Below are 15634 nucleotides of genomic sequence, written 5' to 3' on the forward strand. Positions count from 1 at the left end.
CACTAGTCATACTAGAGAAATTCCTTTATTCATAGGCTGATTCACTTTATTGACTGGATGAAGATGTTCCAAAATCGACCTTAGGAACTGTCTTGGCTTCTTCTGTTTCTTTAAAGGTTTCAGCTTCTTTAAAGTTCATCATATTCGCAAAAAGCACGGTTGGAAAACTTCTCAACTTTTGATTGTACTCAGCTGCGACTTTATTATAGTCCTTGCGTGCTACAAAGATACGATTTTCACTGCCTGAAAGTTCGACCATTAGTTGCTCAACATTTTGATTGCTCTTGAGTTCTGGATAATTCTCCGTCAAGGAAATCAAGCGGGAAAGAGCTGAGCTCAACTCTCCCTGAGCCTTTTGGTTTTCTTCCGAAGTTACTGAGCTACTACCGATTTTAGCTCTAGCATCAGCAATCTTGGTAAAGACTTCGGTTTCATGATTCATTTGTCCTTTAACGGACTCCACCAAGTTACCAATCAAGTCCGAACGACGTTGGAGGGCTGTCGAGACATCAGCCTGAGCCTGCTCCACTTTAGTCTGTTCACCAACCAGACCATTATAGGTCGTCACTGCGGAACAACTTCCCAGAACTAGTAGTCCAAAGAAAATCGCTACTATTGAGAGAATTACTTTATTTTGTTTCATATCAAAACCTTAACACTTTCTTTTATCAACTTTTCTGAGAAAATACTCAGATTTTAAATCAATTTCCCAAACTTTGTTTTTATTTTTAATTAAGGAGTGAACTCTTGCAAAGGAGTCACCTTACTGTATGGAGAAATCGGTTTGAGCAATATATGATCACTCACCAGTCATCAGACGAACCACCGCCATCAAAGCCACCGCCGTCCCAGCCTCCAGATGAGTCGGAGCCTGAGTCAGACCAAGAGGAGCCCGAATCAGACCAAGAGGAACCTGAGTCTGATGAGTCACCGCCCCACCAGCCACCGCCAGAATCATCTCCACGTGAACCACGACCACCAAATAGAAATCCGATAATCATCACGATGAAGTAAATGAGAACTCCAAATACGATAACTCCGTCACTCGAACTGCTTTTTCGATGACGTCTCGAAGAACTACTCTCACCAGCATACCTTTCAAGTTCCCTTAAGCGACTAGAGTTGGTAGTATAGTCGTAACTACTTTTAGAACTTGAAGCAGTCGTACTCGATCCACTATAGAACATGTAGTTGAGATTATTGACTATTGAGAGAACACCCTTGTTATAGTCACCATTTTTAAAGTAAGGACGTGCTGTTGTCAAGAACCTGTGAGTCTGATAGTCAGTGATCTTACTGGCCACATTATTACTGGTTTCAATCCGTGATTTTCTATCTTGGACTGCTACCACAATCAAGACACCGTGATTGTCTCCCGAGTAGCCAATCTTCCAAGCTCTAGCTGTTTCATTGGCTACAGTCTCGATTGTTTCTCCATCTAGGCTTTTCACAACGTAAACACCCATCTGGAATTTTTCTGATTTTTTACTATTTACATTATTCAATTCCCGAATCTGACTTATAGTCTCATCCGTTAGATAGTGATCCGGGTCATAGATCCCGTACTCAGGTTTTTCAGGTGCTGTGAATGCTGACAAGAAGAGAAAGACCATCAGCAACCCAAGCAAGCGAACCAACAAACTATGTTTAAATAATCTGCTTTTTTTCATAATAACCTCCCTGATAAAGGAAAATTGATTTAAGGAATTATAGCATTTTGATTTTTACAAAGAAAGTGCATTTTCATTACAAATAGATTACAAAAGCTAGGAAAATGATTGAATTTTGATGACAGATTCTCCTCCAATTTGATAGGTTCTTTTCTCCCCTTTTAGTATAGAAAAAAGAAGACTATGAAGTCTTCTTTTAGTTTATTTTTGTAGAAAAACAAGCAAGGTTTACTTGCGTTTTCTCGCGATCAAGTGAATCGGTGTTCCTTCAAAGACAAAGGCCTTGCGGATTTGATTTTCCAAGAAACGCAGGTAAGAGAAGTGCATGAGTTCTTCTTCGTTGACAAAGATGACAAAGGTTGGTGGCTTGGTTGCTACTTGGGTAGCGTAGAAAATCTTAAGGCGCTTGCCTTTGTCTGTCGGTGTTGGATTGATAGCAATGGCATCCATAATCACATCGTTCAAGACCGCTGATGGAATTCGTGTATTTTGGCTTTCACTGATTTGCTTGATCATCTCAGGCAGTTTGTGGAGACGTTGCTTGGTAAGAGCGGATACAAAGACAATCGGTGCGTAAGGCAGGTATTGGAACTGCTCACGGATATCTTCTTCCCATTTTTTCATGGTGTGGTTGTCTTTCTCAAGGGTATCCCACTTGTTGACCACGATGATCATCCCTTTACCGGCTTCGTGGGCAAAACCTGCGATACGCTTGTCGTACTCACGAATACCTTCTTCGGCATTGAGGACCATCAAGACCACGTCAGAACGGTCAATAGCACGCATGGCACGCATGACAGAGTATTTCTCCGTATTTTCATAGACTTTACCAGACTTACGCATACCAGCTGTATCAATCATGGTGAACTCTTGTCCATCAGCATCTGTAAAATGGGTATCAATGGCATCACGCGTTGTTCCAGCTACTGGACTAGCAATCACGCGGTCTTCTCCCAAAATAGCGTTGATCAAACTTGATTTTCCAACGTTAGGACGGCCAATCAAGCTAAATTTAATCACGTCTGGATTTTCTTCTTCAACTTCGTGTGGTAGATTCTCCACAATAGCATCCAGCACATCACCCGTACCGATACCGTGGACAGACGAAATTGGCAGCGGTTCGCCCAATCCTAGCGCATAGAAATCAAAAATATCATTTCGCATCTCAGGGTTGTCAACCTTGTTAACCGCTAGGATAACAGGTTTATGGGTCTTATAAAGTTTACGTGCTACGTACTCATCTGCATCTGTGATTCCTTCTTTCCCAGACACCACAAAAACAATGACATCGGCTTCTTCCATGGCAATTTCTGCCTGGTGCTTGATTTGTTCCATGAAGGGAGCATCGACATCGTCAATCCCTCCCGTATCAATCATACTAAAGGAACGATTGAGCCACTCACCCGTTGCATAGATACGGTCACGTGTCACACCCTCGACATCTTCTACGATTGAGATCCGCTCACCAGCGATCCGATTAAATAGGGTTGATTTCCCAACATTGGGACGTCCCACAATGGCAATAGTTGGTAAGGCCATGTTTTCTCACTTTCTACAATAACTTTTTCTGTTCTAGATTCTTCCGAGTTGAACTAGGTTCGGCTTGACCAAACTGCTCTGCCAAACGTTGACTCCAAGAGGTCGTCGCACGCGCACCAGCATAGTCTGCCTGTACTTTGTCATAGTCCAAAATCGCCGCTACTGGCTGTTCTTGGTATTCTTCTTCAAATACCACTTGGTTCAAAGGCAGTCTTGGTTTGACATCGTGTTGTTGATCTGGCACGCCAAGGGCAATCCCAAAAACAGGGTAGGTATAGTCAGGCAGGTTAAAAAGCTCTGCCACTTCTTCTGACTTGTAACGGACCAAACCGATGATAACACCACCATATCCCAGACTCTCTGCTGCAAGCAAGGTATTTTGCCCTGCAAGCGCAGCGTCCACAGACGTGATAAGGAGACCTTCCACTCCTTGAGGTTGGAAAATATCCGTATGAAGGCTTGCTCCCTTTTCCGCTCGATTCAAGTCACCAACAAAGAGCAAAAAGGCTGCTGATTGGCGAATGGCTTCCTGAGGAACCAATTCATAAAGAGCATCTTTATTCTCTTGACTGCGCACAAGAATCACAGAGTAGGATTGGAAATTTTTCCAAGATGACGCCATTTGTCCAGCAGTCAAAATCTCTTCCAAGTCCGCCTGAGGAATTTCTTGCTCCTTAAAGCGACGAACTGAAGTATGAGCTTTCATCAGTTTAATGGTTTCTGTCATCGGCGATTTTCTCCTTCTAGTCTTGTCTCCTCAGCCAAATAACGGATTCGTTCCATAACCCGTCTAGCTTCCCAAGTCTCATCATTTCCATTCTTTCCTTTGGCAAAATGTTTTTCCAAATCTTGGAAATTAAAGTTGGAAGTAAAGAAGGTCGGCAAATCTTCCTGCATACGATACTGGAGAATAACTTGAAGAATCTCATCACGCACCCAAGGGGTCGACTGCTCTGCACCAATATCATCCAAGACCAGTACTTCTGCTAACTTGATGTCATCCACCAAGGTCTTCACAGAGCCTTCACCGATAGCATTTTTCACATCAATGACAAAACTTGGATAGTGGAGAATAGTTGTTGAGGCCCCACGTTTTTCAGATAGGTCGTGAGCTAAGGCCGCCATCATGAAACTCTTACCAACACCAAAATCTCCATAAAGATAGAGGCCTTTTCGGATGCTTGGGTAAAGGTCAACAAAGGAATAGAGTCTCTCAAAAATCGGCAAACGTCCTAAGTCATCCAGGTCAATCTGAGCCAACTTCGCTTTCTTGAGACTTGCTGGTAGATTGATCAACTTAAGGCGATTCTTAATTGCAACCTCTTTTTCAGCCGCGATTAGTTCGGGTGTTTCTTCATAAGACACATCCGCATATCCGTGATTCATAACCAAGATGGGCTTGTAGCCACGCGCTATATAGTCCGCATCCCCACGAAGAAACTTGTCCCGTTCTGTGATATATTGGTTGAACTTGGAGATGCTACGATTCAACTCCTCTGGGCTGAGGGATTCTTTCTGGATAAAAGCCGCTACATCTGGGTCTTTCATAATCTGCTGGACTAGGTCCTGATACTGAAAACGACTTGTCTGACGTTTGATAACGTCGCCAACACTTTCCATCTAGTCTCCTCCTTCTTCTAATCGGGCTAACATTTCTTGTTTTTTACGTTCTAGTTCCAGACGAGTCTCCTCGCTGGTTTGATTTTTATATTCTGGATTACTCCACTTGGGAACATTTGTCTTAGTCGAGTTCGTTTTCGATTTTTGGTCTTCTTGTCCTTTTTGCTGACGCTCTCGAATCCGTAGCACAGCTTCTTCTGCTGTTCGAATTTTTTGATAAGCGTAGTCATTGGCGACCTTCATGGCATATTTTTCATTGACATTTGCCGAATCAACCTTGTTAAAGGTTAAAAGTAAGACGATATTGATGACTTCATCCAACAAGCCTAAAGATGCCATCTGGTGAAGGAGTTCTCTTTCACTTTGGGTGATGTTCCCCTTACGCGTTTGCTTGATTTCCGCTAAAAAGTGCAGGGGAGTTTTATTTTTGGCTTCCCTGATAATGGTCATTTCTTTGGGGCTAAAGTCAGAAGTAGCTGGTTTTTGTGCTATCTTTTCACGCATGCGTTTGACTGAAATAACCTGAGCCACCGCTGTCGCCTTGGCTAATTGATAGGTTTCAAACCAGGTCCATTTTTTTTCATCTGCGATGGCGAATAATTCCAAAACATCCGCCTGCTCGTCTTCAAAACGCAAGCCATCTCGAGCCATCAGCCGCTGGAAATGTTCCAAGTCAAAATCATTTTTTAACTTGCTTTTAGACTCGCTTGGTGTCACTTCTTCAGTCAGGTTTGGAAATACTTGGCTCAAAGAAACAGAGAGTGCTTCTCCCTCACTTGGAGCCTGCTTCAGGGAAGCAAGCGCAGTATCCCCAATCTTTTTCTCTAATAATCTACTATAGACAGAATGGCTTAGAAATTCTTGACTGGAGAGGGGAGACTGAAGCTGCAATTCATAGGTTTCTCCCTTTTGATAAAGGGTCAACAAATCCAAAGCAGATAAGATTTTAAGGGATTGGAGCAAGGTCGGCATGCCAAAGTTTAAGTGGTTGAGGATATGGGAAAAGAGGTGCTCCTTTTGCCCTCCATCCCAAAAGGTAATGGCATATAGATAGAGGCTCAGTGCCTCCTGACCGATAATCGGGAGGTAGCACTGCACCAAAGAAGAGGTATCTTGCGACACCCGATTATTCTTTAGAAAAGAAAAACGGTCATTTGGCTTCATTTACTTTTCCTTTTTCTTTTTAGAGGACTGGGTGATCTGCTGGAGAAGGCTCTCCAACTCACTCACATCCTTAAAGCTACGGTAAACACTGGCAAAACGAACATAGGTAATCTCATCCAGCTCCGCTAATTCTTCCATGACTAAAGAACCAATATATTCACTTTGGATCTCATTCTCACTGCGACTACGGAGTTTTTGCTCGATGCGATTGACCACCATGTTGATTTCATCACTTGACACAGGACGCTTCTGGGCTGAGCGGATAATCCCATTAAAGATTTTATCTCTCGAAAATTGTTCTCGCGTACCGTCTTTTTTGACAACAACCAGCGTTCTTTCTTCTACTCGTTCATAGGTTGTAAAACGATGCTGACACTCGTCGCACTCACGTCTTCGACGGATGGTATTTCCTTCTTCGGCTTGTCGACTATCAACAACACTAGACTTGGTAGCCCCACATTTTGGACAACGCATGCATTTCCCTCCTTGTCGTTTTCTTTTCATTATACCATTTTTTGAGCGATTCCCAAAACAATTCTTATTTTTACTTGACAAGTTTTTTGTTTTATTGTATTATTTTATTAGAACAACAAAGACAAAGAAAGGAGACTATGATGTCCTGGTCATTTGATAATACAAAACCGATTTATTTACAGATTATGGAAAAAATCAAATTACAGATTGTTTCCCATGAACTGGAACCCAATCAACAGCTCCCAACCGTGAGAGATTTGGCGAGCGAGGCTGGGGTTAATCCCAATACCATTCAGCGCGCCTTGTCTGACCTTGAACGTGAAGGATTCGTTTATAGCAAGCGAACAACTGGTCGTTTTGTCACCGAGGATTTAGACCTCATCCTTCAGTCCCGCAAACAACTTTCCGAGGAGCAACTGCAACACTTCGTCTCTTGCATGCTTCAATTTGGCTACAAAAAAGAAGAACTGCCAAATGTATTAAGCGACTATATTAAAGGAGTTTAAGACTATGACACTACTAGCACTTGAAAATGTATCAAAATCATATGGAGCAACTGCGGCACTTGACAATATCTCACTAGAGATCTCAGCTGGAAAGATTGTCGGTCTCCTTGGACCAAACGGATCCGGGAAAACAACCTTAATCAAACTGATCAATGGCCTCCTTCAGCCAGATAAAGGACGTGTCCTCATTAACGGACAGGATCCAAGTCCTGCTACCAAGGCGATCGTCTCTTATCTACCAGACACAACTTATCTCAATGAGCAAATGAAGGTCAAGGAAGCCCTAACCTACTTCAAGACCTTCTATCAGGATTTCAATCTTGAACGCGCCCAACATCTGCTTGCAGACCTTGGCATTGATGAAAATAGTCGCTTAAAGAAATTATCAAAAGGAAACAAGGAAAAGGTCCAACTAATCCTCGTTATGAGCCGTGAAGCCCGCCTCTACGTTCTGGACGAACCAATCGGAGGCGTGGATCCAGCTGCTCGTGATTATATCCTCAATACCATCATCAACAGCTATTCCCCAACTTCTACGGTCCTGATTTCAACCCACTTGATTTCAGATATTGAGCCAATCTTGGATGAGATTATATTCCTCAAAGACGGGAAAGTCGTCCGCCAAGGAAATGTTGATGATATTCGTTACGAGTCAGGTGAATCAATTGACCAGCTCTTCCGCCAGGAATTTAAAGCCTAAGCAAAGGAGATTATTATGTTTTGGAATCTAGTTCGTTATGAATTTAAAAATGTCAATAAATGGTATTTAGCGCTCTATGGAGCTGTGCTTGCAATTTCAGTTTTGATTGGAGCTTTTCTTGGTAGCCTTAGCCAGAGTTACAATTCTAACAACGCTGTTTATTTCATCTTCTTTTTGGTACTAGTCTTTGGAGGACTTAGCGTCACTCTTTGGATTGCAACAATCTTTTTAATCATCCGAAGATTCAAGGGGAGTGTTTATGACCGCCAAGGGTACTTGACCCTGACCTTGCCTGTCTCTGAGCACCAAATCATCATCGCAAAACTTTTAGGTGGTCTTGTCTGGTCCATCTTAAGCTATATCGTCTTTATCTTGAGTATATTGATTATCTTCTTCTTAACACCAATAGAAAAAGACTTCACTGCCCTCTATAACTTCATTTCCCCTTACCTCAGCTACGGCTGGCTGTATGCGCTATCACTGTTTGTAGGTTCGATCGCATGGATTTTATCCATCTACCTCTCCATCTCTATCGGACAACTCTTTAATGAGTATCGAACAGCTATGGGGATTCTAGCCTATATCGTCATTGCCATCGTCATTGGTTATGTTTCTCTCTTTTTCCGAATTGAAAATGACTTTAACATGATGATTGGTACAGAAATTCTGCGCGATCTCTTTTTATCAGCTATCTACTATCTCGGTACCTACTATATCTTGAAAAACAAGGTTAATTTGCAATAGTTTAAACGTCAAAAAAAGGATAACATCTCATCACTGAGAGGCTATCCTTTTCTTTATCTCATTTTCTAACTAGATTAAAAAATTGAATAAGTTCCTTTAATAACATCAAGACTCCAATTTTGTTCTAAAAGAGTTTGGATAAAATCTTTTTCTGATTGCGTAAGACTGGTTTTATTCCTGCCACAGCGTTTCTTATTGATTTTATATCGGTTATAGTAATCATAAGCAGAGTGCCCCTCTTTCAGATAGTTGATGACATTGTAGATTGTCTGTTTTGATCTGCCAAGTGAAGTCACAATATCTGAAACTTTTATGTTTTCTTGATAGTAAGCCTCTATCATTACAAGCTCGTTTGTGGTAAGATGAGTATAGGTCATTTATGTTGGTTCCTTTCAGACAAATGTGGTAGTTTATCTGAGCCTAACATAGATGGCTTTTTCTGTCTAGATTAATTTTACAAATTGGGTGTTAAAAAAATTGAATTAGGAATATAAAAAGTTCTAGTATTTGTACTAGAGATCAGACGGGCTTCTTTTTTGCTATGATTTTTAACAAAAAACTCTCGTTTTGCCAATAAAAGATGCTTGAAAGTTGGACAAGAAGGCTCTATAATGAGTTCAGGAAAAGAGGTAGGAAAAGTATGATTAGTGAAACGATTGCTCTGCTAAGGAAAAAGTCAGGTTATTCTCAGGAAAAATTAGCTGAAAAAGTAGGCGTATCTCGTCAGACTCTCAGTAAGTGGGAATTGGGCGACAGTTTACCGGATATTATTTCTTCAAGTCGTTTGGCAGAAATTTTTGATATCAGCTTAGATGAGTTGGTTAATGGGGATGTCTCTCCTTTTGCTACTAAAGCCAAAGAAGGGAAGTATATTTTTGGAACGGTAACTGTTGGTGAAAAGGGACAAATCGTCATTCCTGCACGAGCGAGAAAAATTTTTAACATCCAAAAAGACGACAACCTTATGGTTTTAGGTGATGTCAATCAAGGCTTGGCCTTGTTGAAGAGCGATTTTTTTATTCAAGCTTTTGAAGAAATGGGGTTAATGAAATGAAAAAAATTACTGGTTTTGGTCTTAGCTTTGCAGTGTTTATATTTTTCTTGAATTTGATAGGCTGCTATGATTTTGTCATGGTAATGACGCGTAACCAGACTTATTTTGCAGAACATTATAATTCAGCTATTATGGTTTACTTTAGCCATTATCCTGTTGTCTTTGTAATTGTGTGGTTTAGCCATTTGTTAGCTGCTACCTTGAGTCCGATTTTCTATTTTTTCAGAAGAAAATTAGCCCTTACTTTGGCTGGTCTTGCTTTCTGGGGAGATGCTCTGCTGATTCTATTGACCAGTCTTTTTAGGAATCGCATTCAGGTTTTTGGTTGGCAATTTTTCGTTGATTTGGTTGTTTTAGGATTGCTTGGCCTTTATTATCTGTATTTGCGTAAAATATTTCTTAGCACATCAGGAAAAACATCTAGGATTTTAAAATAGTCCTAGGTGTTTTTTGGTTATTTATGTATATTGTCTATAAATACGGCAAGAAAGTGAGAGAAGTGATTTTTTACTAAGAATCTGCTTCTGTCTAGCTTAATTTTACAAATTGGGAAAGTAAAAACCTATAACATACGATTCGAAAAAGCAAGGAACTTAAATTCCTTGCTTATTAACTCAATATCAAACTGGCTACGATGGGACTTACAAATACGTAGAGAATACCAGTAATACCGATAGCCAAGCCACCCATGGCTCCTGCTACAGAACCGTAGCGAAAAGCCGTTCCTGTTCCGACAGCATGACCTGTTCCACCAAGGGAAAGTCCAACTGCAACTGGATCGTCAATCTTCAACCACTTCAAAAGGGTGGGTCCGATAACACTGGTCAAAATCCCAGTGGCTACTACAACCACCAAGGTTACGGTTGTCAATCCTTGCAATTTTTCTGTGATCCCCACTGCCATGGCTGTCGTTACCGACTTGGGAAAGAGAGAAATGGCTAGGAAAAAGTCCATGCCAAATATTTTCGCCACAAGGGCTGTGAAAGAGGTATTGACAACTACTGCTAACAGACTCCCGAAAAGAATACTCCGCGCATGGTGCTTCATCAGATGAAAACTCTTATAAAGCGGAATCCCTAGAGCCACGGTCGATGGGACAATCAAGTTGTTCAGATAAACCCCACCTTGGTAATAATCTTGATAAGAAATACCCGTCGCCTTAAGGAAAATAATGATAAAAATAGCCGACAAAAGCAAGGGCGTTGTCAAGGGATGGGGAAAACGTCTGTAAATCAACATCCCCACTAGATAAGCTAGGATAGATAATGCAATCCCAAATAGAGGATTGGATACAAATTCGCTCATTTGGCATCTCCTTTCTCATAATCTCCCTCAAATCGTCTCTTGATAAACTGAACCACTAGGGCAATAAGGATAATGTTGATGACAGCCGCAAAAAAGACAATCAAGACGATGGGTAAAAGATAAGGGGCAATCACATCAAACTTTTCCATGATACCCACTGCTGGCGGCAAAAAGAGAATGGTCATATTGGCCAGCAAGAAATTTCCAACCATGTTGACATGTCTGGTCCTTAGCCACTTGAACTGTAAGGCTAGAAAGAGAATAATCAAACCGATAATACTGCCTGGGATGGGCAGATGAAAGAAACTAGAAATTCCCTCTCCGATAAGAGAAATCACAAAGAGAATCATTAATTGAACATATAATTTCATCCTAAACTCCACGAAATAGACTTCTTGCATACCAGTTTACTCTTTTTTCAGAAAATTTCAAGGAAATATCGCAATTCTTCTCTCTTGCAAGGATTAGTTAAAAGTAGTATAATCATTGCATGCGCAATCATCTTGTGTTACAAAGATAATCAGTAATGACTTTGTGATTTTTACTTTGAAAAGAAAGGAGAAAGCAATGACCTATTTGGAAAAGTGGTTTGACTACAACCGCCGTCAAAAGGAAATGGAAGCCTTGTTGGAAGAAACTATTGCCCAGCAGAGTGAACAAAGACTGACCTTGAAAGAGTTTTACCTACTCTACTATCTTGACCTAGCTGATGAAAAATCTTTACGACAGATTGACCTGCCAGATAAACTCCATCTTAGCCCGAGCGCTGTTTCTAGAATGGTAGGTCGTCTGGAAGAGAAAAACTGCGGTTTGCTTAGTCGCCGGTGTTGCGATCAGGATAGACGGGCTAGTTTTATCTGCCTGACTGACGAGGGTCAGACAACTCTAGCTTACCTGCAAAAGGCCGTCGAAGAAAGACTAGAAACGAGTCTTGACTTCATTTCTTAATCAGGTTTTTTAAAAAAGTTGCGTGCGCAATCATTTTTCTTGACATTCCTCTTTTCAAGGAGTACAATAAAGTCAAGATCGAACAACAAAGGAGTTTTATATGATCGAAATTACTTATCTAGACGCCAGCAAGCAAGAGAGAACCATGACTTTCGAATCTTACCAAGACTTTGAACGTTCTCAACATGCCTGCCTTATCGGTGTCGCAGACTATTACCCCGTTCAAAAATTGACCTATAATGGTCATGATTTGGACTACCATGGGACTTATGGAGATGTCTTCTTCTATCTCATGAAACAAGATTTAAGCCAATATAACTAAAAAAGGAGAAATACAATGGCAAAAGCAATTACAGATGCAACATTTGAACAAGAAACAAAAGACGGTTTGGTCTTGGTAGACTTCTGGGCAACTTGGTGTGGTCCATGTCGTATGCAAGGTCCAATCTTGGACAAATTGTCTGAAGAACTTTCAGAAGATGTCTTGAAAATCGTTAAAATGGACGTTGATGAAAATCCAAACACAGCTCGTGCCTTTGGAATCATGTCTATCCCAACCCTTCTCTTCAAGAAAGATGGCCAAGTGGTAAAACAAGTTGCTGGAGTACACACTGCAGAACAAATCAAGGCTATCGTTGCTGAATTGAGCTAATCACACGAGAGACCAAGTACTTTATTTGGTCTCTTTTTTTCTTGCCCTTTGCCATTTTTAAAAAAATATGCTAGACTGTAGGTAGAATATTACGATGTTTGGGACATGCCATCGCTAAAAAAAACCTCTACTTGGTATTTTTTAGCTCCCCTCAAGGGAGCTTTTTGCGTGCTCTGAACATTTCCAATTTTAGAAGGAGTACTATGAAACGTCATTCAGCCTTGGTCGTCTTTAGCGGCGGTCAAGATTCCACAACCTGCCTCTTTTGGGCTAAAGAACACTATGAAACAGTCGAAGCTGTCACCTTTGCCTATGGCCAACGCCATCATCTCGAAATTCAAGTTGCTAGAGAAATCGCTAAGGAACAAGGCATTCGTCATCACATCTTAGATATGTCTCTGCTGGGACAAATCACTGAAAATGCCTTAACCTCTGATTTGGAGATTGAGCAAAAAGAGGGAGAGGTTCCCAATACCTTTGTTGATGGTCGCAACCACCTCTTTCTATCCTTTGCGGCAGTTCTAGCCAAGCAACGTGGTATTAAAGATATCGTGACAGGTGTCTGCGAGACAGATTTTTCAGGCTACCCTGACTGCCGGGATGTCTTTGTCAAATCCCTTAATGTTACGCTTAACCTTGCCATGGATTACGACTTTGTTATCCAAACACCTCTCATGTGGCTAGACAAGGCTGAAACTTGGGAGTTAGCCGACCGACTCGGTGCCTTTGACTATGTTCGTGAAAAGACTTTGACCTGCTACAATGGGATTATCGGAAGTGGCTGTGGGGATTGCCCAGCTTGTCACTTACGTCAACATGGTTTAGATGTTTATCTCTCACAGAAAGGAGAGGGCTAATGTTTTTTGCACCCAAAGAAATCAAACAAGAAACTGGGGAGTCTCTTGTCTACAATCCTCACAGAACTCTGGTATCAAAAGAGTTCACCTTCGATGCTGCCCATCACCTCTTTCACTATGAGGGAAAATGTAAATCCCTGCACGGCCACACTTATCATTTGCAAATCGCTGTCAGTGGATTTTTAGATGAACGGGGCATGACCTATGACTTTGGAGACATCAAAGCTATCTACAAGAACTACTTAGAACCTCACTTGGATCATCGCTATCTCAACGAAACTCTACCCTATATGAACACGACTGCTGAAAACATGGTTTACTGGATTTTCCAAACCATGAGTCAAGAGTTGCCAGACGAGCGCGGTCTCCGTCTGGAATACGTTCGCCTCTATGAGACTCCGACTGCCTTTGCGGAGTTTAGACGGGAGTGGTTAGATGACTAGGGAACGTGTCCTCAAACTACCAGTTCTGGAAATTTTCGGCCCAACCTTTCAAGGTGAAGGTCGTGCTATTGGGCAGAAAACCATGTTTGTCCGTACTGCTGGTTGCGACTACCACTGCGACTGGTGTGACTCCGCCTTTACTTGGGATGGTTCTGAAAAACCAACTCGCATGACGGCTGACGAAGTCATTGCTGCCTTAGATAAATTGGGAAACTACGACTACGTTACCTTGTCTGGCGGAAATCCTGCTATCCTAGCAGCTAACATGGCTCAACTGGTCACCAAGCTCAAAGAACGCGGTGTCACTCTAGCTGTTGAGACCCAAGGCTCTCGCTGGCAAAACTGGTTAAAAGACATTGACCAAGTCACCCTGAGTCCCAAACCTCCTTCATCCAAGATGGAAGTCAACTTTGAGACCCTGGACTTTATCGTTTCCCAACTGGATCCAGATAAGGTCACCTTTAAAATTCCAGTCTTTGACGATGCCGATTTGGCCTTTGCCAGAGGCATACAAGAACGCTACCAACCAGATGTCCTCTTCTTATCGGCTGGAAATCCTGAGCCCAAGGCTACGGGTAATATTGTCCAAGATCAACTGGACCGCCTCAAAGAACTCTGGGAACGCATCGCTGCCGACGATAGCTGGGGCAATGTCCGCGTCCTTCCTCAACTCCATACCCTCCTCTACGATAACCAACGTGGAGTTTAAGATTAGAAAGAAAAAATCATGTCACAACAAGAAGAAATGAAAAAGCTCAGCCTACTAGGCAACAAAGAAACCAACTACATCTTTGACTATCAACCAGAAGTCCTCGAATCCTTTGACAATCGTCATGTGGAAAATGACTATTTCATCAAATTTAACTGTCCTGAATTTACCTCACTGTGTCCAATCACTGCTCAACCAGACTTTGCGACCATTTATATTTCCTACATTCCTGACAAGCTCTGTGTTGAGTCAAAATCCCTCAAACTCTACCTCTTTAGCTACCGAAACCACGGAGATTTCCACGAAAACTGTATCAACACCATCGGGAAAGACTTGGTCAACTTGCTAGACCCTCGCTATTTAGAGGTTTGGGGAAAATTTACACCTCGCGGTGGTATCTCAATTGACCCCTACTACAACTACGGTAAGCCTGGAACTAAGTATGAAGGCTTGGCAGAACAACGTCTCTTCCAACACGACCTTTATCCAGAGAAAGTTGACAACCGCTAAACTCATACGAAAAAGCCCTGTTCCTCAAAATGAGGAGCAAGGCTTTTTGAGTTTCAATTATTCTTCTGTTCCAAGGAAGTTTTTCGCAACAAGAGCTGCAAGAACCCCACCAACGATTGGCGCAAGGATGAAAATCCATACTTGTTGAAGGGCTGCTCCACCTACCAAAACAGCTGGTGCCAAGCTACGGGCTGGATTTACTGAAAGTCCAGTAATGTTCAATCCCACAAGAATCATCGCCATCAAGGACAAACCAATCACCAAACCAGCAATCGCACCATTGCCCTTGCTTTCTGAAGTCACTGTCATGATAACCACAACAAACAAGAAGGTTGCGATGACTTCAAACAAGAATCCACCAAAGACAGTGACACCGTTTGCCAAGGCATTTTCACCAAGACTAGCAGTTGACATGCCTGAGTTAGACAAGAGGAAGAATACCGCAGCTGACGCAAGGAAAGCTCCAACAACCTGACCAAGGATGTAGTTGACAAGGTCTTTTGATGACAAACGTTTGTTAACAAACATAGCAATCGAAACAGCTGGGTTCAAGTGAGCACCTGAAACAGTTCCGATTGAGTAGGCTGCAACTACGATTGCCAAACCAAAGGCAAAGGCAATTCCAAGGTGACCAAGGCCATCAAGACCATTTCCAAAAACAACAGCTCCTGTTCCGATGAGCACAAGCATGAAAGTACCGATTAACTCAGCGACAAATTTTTTCATTTTCTTTCTCCTT

22 protein-coding genes and 1 pseudogene are annotated in these 15634 nt (G+C 41.9%); 12 read left to right on the forward strand and 11 right to left on the reverse strand.

The features are described from left to right. Positions 1-46 precede the first annotated feature (46 nt). From ACORHV_RS06825 to nrdR, 7 genes are all read right to left on the reverse strand, one after another. Complete coding sequence (locus ACORHV_RS06825; protein WP_000812473.1) at positions 47-643, reverse strand: LemA family protein; 597 nt, start codon at positions 641-643, stop codon at positions 47-49. A 160-nt stretch (positions 644-803) separates the two neighbouring features. Further along, entirely contained in the window at positions 804-1670 is an 867-nt protein-coding gene (locus ACORHV_RS06830) for a TPM domain-containing protein (protein ID WP_255778745.1), read from the reverse strand. A gap of 228 nt (positions 1671-1898) precedes the next feature. Beyond that, positions 1899-3209: a ribosome biogenesis GTPase Der gene (gene der, locus ACORHV_RS06835; protein WP_001207684.1), complete on the reverse strand. Its 1311-nt coding sequence runs from the start codon at positions 3207-3209 to the stop codon at positions 1899-1901. Positions 3210-3222: 13 nt separating this feature from the next. Beyond that, positions 3223-3936, reverse strand: a complete 714-nt coding sequence (locus ACORHV_RS06840; RefSeq protein WP_434397910.1) for an NADPH-dependent oxidoreductase — start codon at positions 3934-3936, stop codon at positions 3223-3225. Beyond that, the gene (gene dnaI / locus ACORHV_RS06845) at positions 3933-4829 is read right to left on the reverse strand and encodes a primosomal protein DnaI (RefSeq protein ID WP_434397912.1); all 897 of its coding nucleotides are present in this window, start codon (positions 4827-4829) and stop codon (positions 3933-3935) included. Before dnaI ends, ACORHV_RS06840 begins: the two co-directional genes overlap by 4 nt. Continuing rightward, entirely contained in the window at positions 4830-5993 is a 1164-nt protein-coding gene (locus ACORHV_RS06850; RefSeq protein ID WP_434397914.1) for a DnaD domain protein, read from the reverse strand. Continuing rightward, on the reverse strand, positions 5994-6467 hold the full coding sequence (nrdR, locus tag ACORHV_RS06855; RefSeq protein ID WP_001203678.1) for a transcriptional regulator NrdR: 474 nt from the start codon (positions 6465-6467) through the stop codon (positions 5994-5996). It abuts the gene before it with no gap. 140 nt (positions 6468-6607) lie between these two features. Here nrdR and ACORHV_RS06860 point away from each other — a divergent pair, with 140 nt between their 5' ends. From ACORHV_RS06860 to ACORHV_RS06870, 3 genes are read left to right on the forward strand one after another with little or no spacing between them, the layout of a single operon-like run. Further along, a complete protein-coding gene (locus ACORHV_RS06860) occupies positions 6608-6973 on the forward strand; it encodes a GntR family transcriptional regulator (RefSeq protein ID WP_084853274.1) in 366 nt (121 codons plus the stop codon). Between the two features lie 4 nt (positions 6974-6977). Further along, entirely contained in the window at positions 6978-7673 is a 696-nt protein-coding gene (locus ACORHV_RS06865) for an ABC transporter ATP-binding protein (RefSeq protein ID WP_434397916.1), read from the forward strand. A gap of 15 nt (positions 7674-7688) precedes the next feature. After that, complete coding sequence (locus ACORHV_RS06870) at positions 7689-8417, forward strand: hypothetical protein (RefSeq protein ID WP_434397918.1); 729 nt, start codon at positions 7689-7691, stop codon at positions 8415-8417. Positions 8418-8503: 86 nt separating this feature from the next. Here ACORHV_RS06870 and ACORHV_RS06875 read toward each other — a convergent pair. Then, positions 8504-8794, reverse strand: a pseudogene (locus ACORHV_RS06875) (IS30 family transposase); the annotation flags it as partial. 263 nt (positions 8795-9057) lie between these two features. Here ACORHV_RS06875 and ACORHV_RS06880 point away from each other — a divergent pair. Further along, the gene (locus tag ACORHV_RS06880; protein ID WP_000622651.1) at positions 9058-9471 is read left to right on the forward strand and encodes a helix-turn-helix domain-containing protein; all 414 of its coding nucleotides are present in this window, start codon (positions 9058-9060) and stop codon (positions 9469-9471) included. Continuing rightward, complete coding sequence (locus ACORHV_RS06885; RefSeq protein WP_000724381.1) at positions 9468-9908, forward strand: hypothetical protein; 441 nt, start codon at positions 9468-9470, stop codon at positions 9906-9908. Before ACORHV_RS06880 ends, ACORHV_RS06885 begins: the two co-directional genes overlap by 4 nt. A gap of 172 nt (positions 9909-10080) precedes the next feature. Here ACORHV_RS06885 and ACORHV_RS06890 read toward each other — a convergent pair whose 3' ends face one another. Continuing rightward, on the reverse strand, positions 10081-10776 hold the full coding sequence (locus tag ACORHV_RS06890) for an LrgB family protein (RefSeq protein WP_001288936.1): 696 nt from the start codon (positions 10774-10776) through the stop codon (positions 10081-10083). Then, complete coding sequence (locus ACORHV_RS06895; RefSeq protein ID WP_000781325.1) at positions 10773-11147, reverse strand: CidA/LrgA family protein; 375 nt, start codon at positions 11145-11147, stop codon at positions 10773-10775. The genes ACORHV_RS06890 and ACORHV_RS06895 overlap by 4 nt, the downstream gene beginning before the upstream one ends. A gap of 196 nt (positions 11148-11343) precedes the next feature. Between ACORHV_RS06895 and ACORHV_RS06900 the strand changes: the two genes are divergently transcribed. The 7 genes from ACORHV_RS06900 (at position 11344) to queF (ending at position 14895) form a co-directional block, all read left to right on the forward strand. Continuing rightward, positions 11344-11724, forward strand: a complete 381-nt coding sequence (locus tag ACORHV_RS06900) for a MarR family winged helix-turn-helix transcriptional regulator (protein ID WP_000221647.1) — start codon at positions 11344-11346, stop codon at positions 11722-11724. A 100-nt stretch (positions 11725-11824) separates the two neighbouring features. Beyond that, entirely contained in the window at positions 11825-12046 is a 222-nt protein-coding gene (locus tag ACORHV_RS06905; protein WP_000570262.1) for a DUF4649 family protein, read from the forward strand. A 15-nt stretch (positions 12047-12061) separates the two neighbouring features. Further along, positions 12062-12376, forward strand: coding sequence for a thioredoxin (gene trxA / locus ACORHV_RS06910; RefSeq protein ID WP_001029581.1), 315 nt, complete (start codon positions 12062-12064; stop codon positions 12374-12376). A gap of 203 nt (positions 12377-12579) precedes the next feature. Continuing rightward, complete coding sequence (gene queC / locus ACORHV_RS06915; protein WP_000820630.1) at positions 12580-13233, forward strand: 7-cyano-7-deazaguanine synthase QueC; 654 nt, start codon at positions 12580-12582, stop codon at positions 13231-13233. Then, on the forward strand, positions 13233-13676 hold the full coding sequence (gene queD / locus ACORHV_RS06920) for a 6-carboxytetrahydropterin synthase QueD (protein ID WP_000464575.1): 444 nt from the start codon (positions 13233-13235) through the stop codon (positions 13674-13676). The genes queC and queD overlap by 1 nt, the downstream gene beginning before the upstream one ends. Further along, on the forward strand, positions 13669-14385 hold the full coding sequence (gene queE / locus ACORHV_RS06925) for a 7-carboxy-7-deazaguanine synthase QueE (protein WP_000196454.1): 717 nt from the start codon (positions 13669-13671) through the stop codon (positions 14383-14385). The genes queD and queE overlap by 8 nt, the downstream gene beginning before the upstream one ends. Positions 14386-14403: 18 nt before the next feature. Then, positions 14404-14895 carry a preQ(1) synthase gene (queF, locus tag ACORHV_RS06930; protein WP_000082573.1) on the forward strand — a complete coding sequence of 164 codons (492 nt, stop codon included), beginning with the start codon at positions 14404-14406 and terminating at the stop codon, positions 14893-14895. Positions 14896-14952: 57 nt separating this feature from the next. On the opposite strand, the gene ACORHV_RS06935 is transcribed toward queF, so the two are convergent. Beyond that, complete coding sequence (locus ACORHV_RS06935; RefSeq protein WP_000714864.1) at positions 14953-15621, reverse strand: MIP/aquaporin family protein; 669 nt, start codon at positions 15619-15621, stop codon at positions 14953-14955. Between the last annotated feature and the right edge of the window lie 13 nt (positions 15622-15634).

This window comes from Streptococcus sp. KHUD_016 (assembly GCF_051106465.1).
GTDB lineage: Bacteria > Bacillota > Bacilli > Lactobacillales > Streptococcaceae > Streptococcus.